The sequence below is a fragment of the Novosphingobium sp. Chol11 genome (assembly GCF_900218065.1).
GTDB classification, from domain to species: domain Bacteria; phylum Pseudomonadota; class Alphaproteobacteria; order Sphingomonadales; family Sphingomonadaceae; genus Sphingobium; species Sphingobium agri.
The window spans coordinates 36,347-46,732 of sequence record NZ_OBMU01000003.1 but is presented as its reverse complement, the minus strand read 5'-3'; the positions used below and the strand labels follow the sequence as shown (position 1 = coordinate 46,732).

Here is a 10,386-nt window from a genome sequence, read left to right as displayed (position 1 = left end):
CATGAGCGGTCCCGCCATCATCCCGATCGACAGCGCGCAGTTCGAGGCGCTGGTAAGGGCGCGGAGGGACATTCGCCATTTCAGGACGGACCCGATTGATGAGACGGACGTCGAATGGCTGCTCAGCATGGCGCATCGCGCGCCATCAGTGGGCTTGTCGCAGCCGTGGCGTTTCGTGCGTGTGGAAACCGTGGAGCTACGCGAGCGGCTGGCCTGTCATGTCGACCGGCAGGTCAAGGAAGCGGGCAAGGAATATGATGGCGATCAGGACAAGCTCTATCGCAGCCTGAAGCTGCATGGCCTGCGCGAGGCGCCCGTCCTGTTCGCCGTCTATTGCGACGATGGGACGGAGACGGGCCATCATCTGGGCGCGGTCACGATGCCAGAGGCGCGGCGTTACAGCTGCGTCATGGCGGTGCATACGCTATGGCTGGCGGCGCAGACGCGGCGCATCGGCATGGGTTGGGTGTCGATCATGGAGCCCGAAGGCGTGAACGCGATGCTCGATATTCCCGCAAGCTGGGAGTGCCTGGGGCTGCTCTGCCTTGGCCGGCCTATCAGTGAAGAGGATGTGCCGGAACTGGAACGGCGGGGCTGGGAGCAGCGGACCGACTGGCATTCCGTGGTGGTGCGGCGTTAGTTCCGCATCCGCATACGCTCCCCCGTTCGGACCGAGATCAGCTATTCACCCCGGAGGAAATCCAGCGCCAGCGTTTCGAACCGGTCCTTGTGCTCGATCATCGTCCAATGGCCGCAGCGCGGGAAGACGTGCAGTTCGGCATTGGGGATGATGCGCATGGGCAGCAGCGCGCCGTCGAGCGGACTGACCTTGTCATCGCGGCCCCACATGATGAGCGTCGGCGCCTGGATCTTGCCAAGATAGTCGATACGCTGCGACACGCCCGGCCCGCTCATCGACTGCGCGATGAAGCCGAGAGCGGCGCGCGTGTACATCTTGCGGCTGCTTTCCATCGTCACCGGTTCCAGCGCCGCCTTATAGCGCATGTCGATCAATTCATCGGTGATGATCGATTTGTCGTACACCATGGATTCGAGCCAGGCGATGATGTTCTCCCGCGTCGGATCTTCGATGAAATCGACTAGGCGGGTCAGCCCCTCATTGGGGAAGGTCGAGGTGATGTTAAAGCCAATGCCGCCGATCGTGATGTAGCGCAGCACGCGGTCGGGATGAGTTGCCGCCAGATGTCCGCCGACAATCCCCCCATAGCTGTTGCCAACAATATGGGCGCGGTCGATGCCAAGGCCGTCCATCAGCGCGACGACTGCGTCGCGGGCTACTCCTACCGGGTCGCCCTCCACGGGATCGCTCTTCCCATATCCCGGTGCGTCCAGGATGATGGTGCGGAAATATTGGGAGAAGAAAGGCAGATTGCCCCGAAAATTGGCCCAGCCGGTGACGCCGGGGCCGGACCCATGGAGCAGCAGCAGCGCAGGGCCTGATCCCGCTTCATGATAATGAAGCCGCCCCTTGTCCGTTTCCAGGAAGCGGCTGGTGCCTTCGAAGCTGAAATCGCCCATCTTTTCCTCTCCATTTTTGCACTATTTGGCGAGGGCGTAGCGGCGATGCGCGATGGACGCAAGGAAGCGGGCGTTGACTACTTCCCTTTCGCCTGCATCGTCATTATGAAGCGCGTCGAGCCGGGTTCCCCCGGTTCATCGATCGCGCCGGTGCCCCGGTATAGGGGCTTAAATGGGAATGCGGTGCGGGAGGCTCTCTCCCAAATCCGTGGCTGTCCCTGCAACTGTGAGCGGCGAGCGAAGCATGGACCGGCCAGTCCCGACAACGGGAGGGCCAGCCACTGGAGCGATCCGGGAAGGCCCCATGCCAAGCTGTGACCCGCAAGCCAGGAGACCTGCCGGAGCAAAGGTCGCTCTTGCCATGATCCAGGGGATGGTCACGGCTCGGTTCTCCGTTTGAGCGACGAATTTCGTGCGGCTGCGGCCGTGCAGGCGAGCGGCTTGGCCGCCTTCCTGCGCGCGCCGTCCGCTGGTCGTGGCGCAAGTGCTGGAGGGCTGAAGCAATGCAGGAGCAGATGCGGCGTGATACCGCCAGCACCGGCGCGCGCCGCGGTGTACGCGGCTGGTGCCCGACGGCGTGGCGGCCGATGATGGCGGGCGACGGGCTGCTGGTGCGGGTGCGTCCACCGCTTGGCCGGATGAGCCGGGAACAGGCGGTAGGATTTTGCAAGGCGGCGCTTACCCTTGGCAATGGCCATATCGACGTCACGAACCGCGCCGCCTTTCAGATCAGGGGCGTGGCGGAGGCTGACCATCGTGCGCTGATGGAGCGATTGATCGCTATTGGACTCGCGCATGCCGATGAGGAGCGAGACGCTCACGTTCCTATACTGATCAACCCGGATTGGCATGAGGGCGATGATAGCGCGCTGATTGCGACGGAACTGACGGCGCGCCTGCGCGAACTACCGGACCTTCCCGCGAAGGTCGGCTTCGCGATCGACGCTGGCCCTGCCCCGGTGCTGAGCGACGCGTCGGCCGATTTCAGGGTGGAACGGGCCGCGAGCGGCGCGCTGATCCTGCGGGCGGACGGGCGCATAAAAGGTACTCCGGTCAACACGGCAGACGCGGCGGAAGGGTTGATCCGCATGGCCCATCGGTTCGTGGCAAGCGGCGGCGTTCAGGCTGGCCGCATGGCGCGGCACAATGTCCCGCTGTTTGAAGAGGCGATCGAGGCGCCTGCCCCGGCACGTTCCCGCGCCACGGCTTTGGCGGATGCACCCGGCCCCTTTCATGCCGCGCCCTTCGGCCGGATCGAGGCGGCGGAACTCCTCGCCATCATCGCCGATGACGCGCGTGCGGTGCGGGTCACGCCATGGCGAGGGTTGGTGCTGGAGGGCAGCGGCGCACCTGCCGACGATCCGTCCGACCCGCGCCTTGCCGCCGATGCCTGTCCGGGCGCTCCAGCCTGCCCGCAGTCGAGCGTCGCCACCCGTGAACTTGCCGCCCGGCTCGCGCCCTATGTGCCGGGGCTGCATGTGTCTGGATGTGCCAAGGGTTGCGCCCGGCCTTCACAAGCGGCGGTCGTCCTGACCGGGCGAGAGGGCGTCTTCGACCTTGCCTTTAATGCGCGCGCGGGTGCGCCGCCGCTGCACGCGGGCCTGTGGCCTGATCAGATATTCGCCCATTTCGGAGCCCATTGATGCCGCATCTTTATGAAACAGACGGCGCGGAAATCTATCGCCAGTCCTTCCGCATGATCCGCGCGGAATCGGCGCTGGACCGCTTCTCCACCGAGGAAGAGCGGGTTGCCGTGCGGATGATCCATGCGGCGGGCATGGTAGGTCTGGCGCCGCATATTCGCTTCTCGCCGGGATTTGCCAAAGCCGCGATCGCCGCGCTGGAGGCTGGCGCGCCGATCCTGTGTGATGCGCGAATGGTGTCGGAAGGGATCACGCGCGCCCGCCTGCCTAATGGCAACGCCATCATCTGCACCCTTAACGATCCACAAGTTCCAGACCTCGCCCGGTCGATGGCGAACACTCGGTCGGCGGCCGCGCTAGAATTGTGGCGCTCCCGTCTGGCCGGAGCGGTTGTCGCGATCGGCAACGCTCCTACCGCGCTATTCCACCTGCTCAACATGCTGGAAGACCCCGCATGTCCGCGTCCGGCGGCGATCGTCGGCTGTCCTGTCGGTTTCGTCGGCGCGGCGGAATCGAAACAGGCACTGTGGGAAAGCCAGCCCGTGCCCTGCTGCATCGTGGAAGGACGGCTCGGCGGCAGCGCGATCACGGTCGCGGCGGTCAACGCGCTGGCGAGTGCGGCGGAATGAGCGGGACGATCCATGGCGTGGGGCTTGGCCCCGGCGCACAGGACCTGATGAGCGTGCGCGCAGACCGTCTGATCCGCGAGGCGCGCCACATCGCCTATTTCCGCAAGCCCGGCCGTCACGGCCATGCCCGCAAGATTGTCGATGGACTGCTTCGTCCGGATGCGGTCGAATATGCGATGGAATATCCGGTGACGACCGAAATTCCGGTAAGCGATCCGCGCTACAACCAATGTCTATCGGCCTTTTACGCCCAATGCACCGCCCATCTGCACGGCCTGGTGGAAGCGGGCGAGGATGTGGTCGTGCTCTGCGAAGGCGACCCTTTTTTCTACGGCAGCTTCATGCATCTGCACAGCCGCCTCTCTCCGCTCGCACCCGTCCGGATCGTGCCCGGCATCACTGGCATGTCGGGCGCCTGGACCGCGAGCGGCACGCCGATCAGCTGGGGCGACGATGTATTGACGGTGCTGATGGCGACCTTGCCGGAAGAGGAGCTGGCGCGGCGCATCCGTGACAGCAATGCGTTGGTCGTCATGAAGATCGGCCGCAACCTCGCCAAGCTGCGCCGCGCGGTGGAGGCGGCGGGCAAGGACGACTGCGCCTGGCTGGTCGAATATGCGACCATGGCGGATCAGAAGATCACGCCATTGGGGCAAGCGCAGGCGGTCACCAGCTATTTTTCCATCCTGTTGATCCATGGTCAGGGACGGCGGCCATGAGCGGATGGGTAGCGGTCGCGGGCCTTGGTCCGGGCGCTGACGCACTGGTGACGCCGGAGGTGACGGAGGCATTGGCCGAGGCGAACGATCTGATCGGCTATGCGCCTTATGTCGCGCGGGTGGCGGATCGCGCGGATCTGGTGCGCCATGCATCGGACAATCGGGTTGAGCTGGACCGGGCAGCGCATGCGCTGGAACTGGCGGCGGCGGGGCGGCGCGTGGTGGTGGCGTCCTCTGGCGATCCGGGCGTGTTCGCCATGGCGTCCGCATTATTCGAAGCGCTGGAGGCCGGGCCGCAAGCATGGCGCGCGATCGACATTCGCGTGCTGCCGGGCATCACCGCCATGCTCGCCGCCGCCGCGCGGGCGGGCGCGCCGCTGGGCCATGATTTCTGCGCAATCAACCTGTCGGATAATCTGAAACCCTGGGCGCTGATCGAACGGCGGCTGCGCCTTGCCGCGCAGGCCGATTTCGCGATGGCATTTTACAATCCCCGGTCGAAGGCGCGGCCTGATGGCTTTGCGCGCGTGCTCGATCTGTTGAGGGAGGAATGCGGCGGGGATCGGCTGATCCTCTTCGCTCGCGCGGTATCGACGGCCGAGGAGCAGTTGCGCGCCGTGACGCTGGCCGAGGCGACCCCTGAAATGGCGGATATGCGCACGATGGTGATCGTCGGGTCAAGCCGCACGCGCTTTATCGAGGGAGCGTCCCGCCCGATCCTCTACACGCCACGATGGGCCGAATGATCGATCCACGCCAGCACATCGCCGATGTCATGGACGGCTTGCGCCTGCGGCACGGGCGGGCGGTCGATCATGATGACCGGCAGGCCGAGCGCGCGCGCGGCGTCGATCTTGGCACGGGCACCCTCCCCTCCCGCATTCTTTGCGACGACCAGATCGATGCCCTGATCCCGCATCAGGGCAAGGTCACCCGCCAGCGTGAAAGGGCCACGATCCACCAGCAGATGGTGGCGCAGCAATGCGGGCGGCGCATCTGGCGCATCGACGAACCGCAACAGATAGTGATGCTGTGGCTGCGCGGCGAAGGCTTCGACATGCATCCGCCCCAAAGCGAGCATCACGCGCCGCGCCGGGCCATCGAGCGCGCGGACGGCGCTGGCGATATCAGGGACGTGGGTCCAGCGGTCGCCGTCCACTGCCTGCCATTCCGGACGGGTGAGCATCAGATGGGCGACATCAGAAGCACGCGCGGCGGCGGCGGCATTGGCGCTGATCGCAGCGGCGAAGGGATGGGTGGCGTCGACAAGGTGGGTGAAAGCCCCCGCCTTCAGGAACGCCGCCAAGCCGTCAGCGCCGCCAAAGCCGCCGACGCGGATCGGCACCGGCTGTGCACGGGGATTGCCGGTGCGCCCGGCATAGCTCAGCGTCGCCTGTTCGCCGCGCTCGGCCAAGGCTCTGGCGAGCGCGCTCGCTTCCATGGTGCCGCCAAGGATCAGGATGTTGCGCATGGCGGCTGAAGTTCCCTGGCTGACGATCATCGGCATAGGCGAGGACGGGGCGGAAGGCTTGTCCGACATCGCGCGCGCGGCGCTGGAACAAGCGCGCGTCATCATGGGCGCTCCGCGCCAGCTGGCGCTGCTGCCACCCCTTAAAGCGGAACGGCTTAGCTGGCCAGTGCCATTCGAGGATGGGGTAGAAGCACTGCTTGCCCGGCGTGGGGAGCCGACGGTGATGCTGGCGTCGGGCGATCCCTTCTGGTTCGGCGCTGGCACGAGCGTCACGCGGCATCTGACGCCCCGCGAGTGGATTGCGCATCCCGCGCCGTCGACCTTCTCGCTGGCGGCTTCCCGTTTGGGCTGGGCGTTGCAGGATGTGACCTGCCATGGCCTCCACGCCGCGCCGCTCGATCAGTTGAGACCAGTGCTTGCGCCGGGACGCCGCGCGCTGGTGCTGCTGCGCGACGGGGCAGCGGTGCAGGCACTTGCGGCCTATTTGGCAGCGACGGGTTTTGGCGCGTCAAAACTGCATATCATGGAAGCGCTCGGTGGACCGCGCGAGCGTATTCGGTCGGAGGAGGCTGACAAGCTCGCCTTCGAAGATATCGCGCATCCCGTGGCGGTCGGCGTTGAAATTTCGGGCGACGGCGAGGCGATGCCATGTGCAAGTGGCCTTGCCGACAGCTGGTTCGAACATGACGGGCAGATCAGCAAGCGGCCCGCCCGTGCGTTGACGCTGTCGGCGCTCGCCCCGCGTCCTGGCGAGACATTGTGGGATATCGGAGCGGGATCGGGATCCATCGCGATCGAATGGCTGCTGAGCCATGCGTCCACGCAGGCGCTGGCTTTCGAAGCTGACCCAGTACGCGCCAGGCGAGCGGCGGCCAATGCGCGGCGGCTGGGCGTGGATCGGCTCCTGCTGGTCGAGGGACGCGCTCCGGCGGCGCTGGCAGGACGGGTACGGCCCAACGCGATCTTCATCGGCGGCGGTCTGAGCGACGCATTGATCAAAACGATCATCGCCTTGCCGGGCGAGCGCACAAGGCTGGTCGCCAATGCGGTGACGCTGGAATCGGAAGCGCTGCTGGCGCGATGGCATGAACGACTGGGCGGCGAGCTGCTGCGGATCGAAATGGCACGTGCCGCGCCCATCGGCACGCGGCGCGGGTGGAAGGCCGCCTATCCGCTGGTGCAGTGGAGCGTCATGCTATGATCGTAGCGGGTTTCGGCTGCCGCAGCGGGGCTAGCGAAGAATCCTTGCAAGCGGCGCTTGGCGCGCATCGCGAAGCCGTCGCGGCGCTGGCGACGCTGACGCATAGGCAAGCGCTGCTGGCTCCCCTCGCCAGCGCCTTGGGTCTACCACTAATCCTTGTCGATCCGGCGGCGGTCGCGGCGGTGAACACGCCAACCCAGTCCGCCGCCAGCCTCGCCGCCCATGGCACCGGCAGCGTGGCCGAAGCCGTCGCCCTCATCGCCGCAGGCCCCGGCGCGCAATTGGCCGCATCCCGCATCATTTCACCCGATGGCCAAGCCACCTGCGCGCTTGCCCGAGGAGTATCGTCATGACCGTCCATTTCATCGGCGCTGGCCCCGGCGCGCCCGACCTCTTGACGCTACGTGGCCGCGACCTGATCGCGGCCTCCCCCGTCTGCCTCTATACCGGGTCGCTCATACCCCGGGCGCTGCTCGACCACTGCCCGGCGGGCGCGCGGATCGTCAACAGCGCGCCGCTGACACTGGACGAAATCATCGCCCTGATCGCAGAGGCGGATGCGGCGGGCCAGGATGTCGCCCGGCTGCATTCAGGCGACCTGTCGGTGTGGTCGGCGATGGGCGAGCAGATCCGCCGTCTCAAGGCGCTAGGCATCAGCTATACGGTGACGCCGGGCGTCCCCTCCTTCGCGGCGGCGGCGGCCGCTCTGGAGGCGGAGCTGACCCTGCCGGGGCTAGGCCAGTCGCTGGTCCTCACGCGCACGCCAGGCCGGGCAAGCGCCATGCCGCCGGGCGAAACGCTGGCGGCCTTCGGCGCGACGGGAGCGACGCTGGCGATCCATCTTTCGATCCATAATCTGGCGCAGGTGGTGGCAGACCTCATACCGCTCCATGGCCCAGACTGCCCGGCGGCGATCATATGGCGAGCGAGCTGGCCCGATCAACGCGTGGTTCGAGGAACACTCGCCACCATCGAGGGTCTGGCAGCAGGCGGCCCAGAGCGGACGGCCATCATTCTTGTCGGGCCGGTGCTGGGCGACACCGATTTCGCAGAAAGCCAGCTTTACGCGCCCGGTTACGACCGGCGATTTCGGCCAGCGACGGCGGACTCGCCCTTCGCCGGATCGGACGAATGACGCCCGGCATCCTCATTGCCGCACCGCGATCAGGATCCGGCAAGACGGTCATCACACTGGGGCTGCTCCGATCACTGAGACGCCAAGGCGTGGCCGTCCAACCCTACAAATGTGGTCCGGACTATATCGACACGGGATTTCACCGGCTGGCGAGTGGGCGGTCTTCCCTCAATCTCGACAGCTGGGCAATGGATGCGGCCATGCTCCACGGTCTCGCCGGTGAAGCGGCCGACACAGACCTGATCGTCGCGGAAGGCGTGATGGGGCTGTTCGACGGCGCGCCAGCACGGGGGGCGAGCGGCAATGGCAGCAGCGCGGACATAGCCGCCTTGCTGGGCTGGCCTGTCATCCTGATCATCGACGCGTCGGGCCAGAGCCAGTCGGCAGCCGCCATAGCCCAGGGATTCCGCGCGCTCCGCCCCGATGTCGGCGTGGCAGGCGCCATCATCAACCGTGTCGCCAGCCCGCGTCACGAAGCGATGATCCGGCAGGCGATGGAGGACATTGCCATGCCGGTGCTTGGCGCTATCCCAGGGTCGCCTGCCCTCGCCATTCCGGAACGGCATCTGGGGCTTGTTCAACCGAGCGACCTGGAACAGGCGGACCGGATGATCGACGCCATCGCAGACCTGATCGAAGCGCATGTCGATGTTCCAGTTCTCCAGGCGGCAGCGGACGCCCTCCCGGCCCTGCCTCCTGCCGCTTATCACTGTCCGCCGCCGGGGCAGCGTGTCGCGTTGGCACAGGACGCGGCCTTTTCCTTCACCTATGCCCATATGCTGAGTGGCTGGCGCGCAGCCGGGGCGGAGATCATCCCCTTCTCCCCGCTGGCCGACGAAGCGCCCGATCCTGTGGCCGACGCCGTATGGCTGCCCGGCGGCTACCCCGAACTGCATGCGCCAAGGCTTGCGCAGGCGAGCCGCTTTCTGAACGGCCTGCGCAGCCATGCAGAGGATCGGCCCATCCATGGCGAATGCGGCGGCTATATGGTGCTGGGGCAGGCGATCATCGATGCGCAGGGGCAATCCCACGCCATGGCGGGACTGCTCGGCCTGGTTTCCAGCTTTGCAGAGCGGCGCTTGCACCTGGGCTATCGTCAGGCGCGGCTGCTGGCGCCGATGGGCGGTCATAATTCAGGCGCGCCACTGCGCGGGCATGAATTTCATTATTCGACCGTCGTCGAACAACCGGACGAGCCGCTCGCTCATGTGACTGACGCGATGGGCGTGCCGGTGGCGAGCAGCGGTTCGCGCAGAGCCCGGGTGACGGGCAGCTTCTTCCACTTGATCGCGAGTGCCACATGATCCACCTGTCCCTCATCGGTATCGGGACAGGTAATCCCGATCATCTGACACGCGCCGCCATCCGCGCGATGAACGCGGCGGACCTCATCCTGCTGCCGCACAAGGGTGAAGCAAAATCCGAACTTCTCGACCTGCGCCGCGCCATATGTGCGGAGATGCTGACCCGACCCGTGCGCATCGCGGAGTTCGACATGCCCAGCAGAGCGGAGCAGGGAATGTATGTCGATGTGGTTATGGAATGGCATGACGCGATCGCCGCAATCTGGATGGAACAGATCGCCCGGAACCTGCCCGATGGCGGCACCGTGGCGCTGCTCGTCTGGGGCGACCCTTCGCTGTACGACAGCAGCCTGCGCATCGCCGAGCGGCTAGGTCCCTCCGTCGAGATAAGCGTCGTTCCAGGCATCACCAGTATTCAGGCGCTGACGGCCGCGCATGGCATTTGCCTCAACCGCCTGGCCGGCCCGGTGCTGATCACCACAGGCAGGCAGTTGCGCGATCACGGCTGGCCAAATCGCGTGCGCGACATCGTCGTCATGCTGGACGGACATTGCGCCTTTCAAACGCTGGAACCGGAGCATTTCATGATCTGGTGGGGCGCCTATCTCGGCATGGAACATCAGGCGCTGGCAAAGGGGCCACTCGCGCTGGCAGGACCAGAGATCATCGAGCGCCGCGCAGCATTGCGGCAGAAGCATGGATGGATCATGGACGTCTATCTGCTGCGGCAGGACGCCTAACGATC

General features: G+C 66.1%; 12 protein-coding genes and 1 riboswitch. Of the genes, 10 read left to right on the top strand and 2 right to left on the bottom strand.

Annotation, left to right across the window (positions count from 1 at the left end):
- Position 1 precedes the first annotated feature (1 nt).
- Entirely contained in the window at positions 2 to 640 is a 639-nt protein-coding gene (gene bluB / locus NCHOL11_RS14960; protein ID WP_097093388.1) for a 5,6-dimethylbenzimidazole synthase, read from the top strand.
- 41 nt (positions 641 to 681) lie between these two features.
- On the opposite strand, the gene NCHOL11_RS14955 is transcribed toward bluB, so the two are convergent.
- The gene (locus NCHOL11_RS14955) at positions 682 to 1,539 is read right to left on the bottom strand and encodes an alpha/beta fold hydrolase (RefSeq protein ID WP_097093387.1); all 858 of its coding nucleotides are present in this window, start codon (positions 1,537 to 1,539) and stop codon (positions 682 to 684) included.
- A gap of 131 nt (positions 1,540 to 1,670) precedes the next feature.
- A riboswitch (cobalamin riboswitch) is annotated at positions 1,671 to 1,896 on the top strand.
- Positions 1,897 to 2,126: 230 nt separating this feature from the next.
- Between NCHOL11_RS14955 and NCHOL11_RS14950 the strand changes: the two genes are divergently transcribed.
- The 4 genes from NCHOL11_RS14950 to cobJ are packed head-to-tail and all read left to right on the top strand — an operon-like array spanning position 2,127 to position 5,276.
- Positions 2,127 to 3,182 carry a cobalamin biosynthesis protein CobG gene (locus NCHOL11_RS14950; protein WP_097093647.1) on the top strand — a complete coding sequence of 352 codons (1,056 nt, stop codon included), beginning with the start codon at positions 2,127 to 2,129 and terminating at the stop codon, positions 3,180 to 3,182.
- Positions 3,182 to 3,811, top strand: coding sequence for a precorrin-8X methylmutase (locus NCHOL11_RS14945; protein WP_097093386.1), 630 nt, complete (start codon positions 3,182 to 3,184; stop codon positions 3,809 to 3,811). Before NCHOL11_RS14950 ends, NCHOL11_RS14945 begins: the two co-directional genes overlap by 1 nt.
- Positions 3,808 to 4,530 (top strand): precorrin-2 C(20)-methyltransferase, encoded by a 723-nt coding sequence (cobI, locus tag NCHOL11_RS14940; RefSeq protein ID WP_097093385.1) that lies wholly within the window; start codon positions 3,808 to 3,810, stop codon positions 4,528 to 4,530. Before NCHOL11_RS14945 ends, cobI begins: the two co-directional genes overlap by 4 nt.
- On the top strand, positions 4,527 to 5,276 hold the full coding sequence (gene cobJ, locus NCHOL11_RS14935) for a precorrin-3B C(17)-methyltransferase (RefSeq protein WP_097093384.1): 750 nt from the start codon (positions 4,527 to 4,529) through the stop codon (positions 5,274 to 5,276). Before cobI ends, cobJ begins: the two co-directional genes overlap by 4 nt.
- Here cobJ and NCHOL11_RS14930 read toward each other — a convergent pair.
- Positions 5,252 to 6,001: a cobalt-precorrin-6A reductase gene (locus tag NCHOL11_RS14930; protein ID WP_097093646.1), complete on the bottom strand. Its 750-nt coding sequence runs from the start codon at positions 5,999 to 6,001 to the stop codon at positions 5,252 to 5,254. The two genes, cobJ and NCHOL11_RS14930, sit on opposite strands and share 25 nt — an antisense overlap.
- Between NCHOL11_RS14930 and cbiE the strand changes: the two genes are divergently transcribed.
- The 5 genes from cbiE to cobF are packed head-to-tail and all read left to right on the top strand — an operon-like array spanning position 5,991 to position 10,381.
- Positions 5,991 to 7,202, top strand: a complete 1,212-nt coding sequence (gene cbiE, locus NCHOL11_RS14925; RefSeq protein ID WP_097093383.1) for a precorrin-6y C5,15-methyltransferase (decarboxylating) subunit CbiE — start codon at positions 5,991 to 5,993, stop codon at positions 7,200 to 7,202. The genes NCHOL11_RS14930 and cbiE overlap by 11 nt on opposite strands.
- A complete protein-coding gene (locus tag NCHOL11_RS14920) occupies positions 7,199 to 7,555 on the top strand; it encodes a cobalamin biosynthesis protein (RefSeq protein WP_097093382.1) in 357 nt (118 codons plus the stop codon). The genes cbiE and NCHOL11_RS14920 overlap by 4 nt, the downstream gene beginning before the upstream one ends.
- On the top strand, positions 7,552 to 8,337 hold the full coding sequence (gene cobM, locus NCHOL11_RS14915) for a precorrin-4 C(11)-methyltransferase (protein ID WP_097093381.1): 786 nt from the start codon (positions 7,552 to 7,554) through the stop codon (positions 8,335 to 8,337). The genes NCHOL11_RS14920 and cobM overlap by 4 nt, the downstream gene beginning before the upstream one ends.
- Positions 8,334 to 9,641 carry a cobyrinate a,c-diamide synthase gene (locus NCHOL11_RS14910; protein ID WP_097093380.1) on the top strand — a complete coding sequence of 436 codons (1,308 nt, stop codon included), beginning with the start codon at positions 8,334 to 8,336 and terminating at the stop codon, positions 9,639 to 9,641. The genes cobM and NCHOL11_RS14910 overlap by 4 nt, the downstream gene beginning before the upstream one ends.
- Complete coding sequence (gene cobF / locus NCHOL11_RS14905) at positions 9,638 to 10,381, top strand: precorrin-6A synthase (deacetylating) (RefSeq protein ID WP_097093379.1); 744 nt, start codon at positions 9,638 to 9,640, stop codon at positions 10,379 to 10,381. The genes NCHOL11_RS14910 and cobF overlap by 4 nt, the downstream gene beginning before the upstream one ends.
- The last annotated feature ends 5 nt before the right edge of the window (positions 10,382 to 10,386 follow it).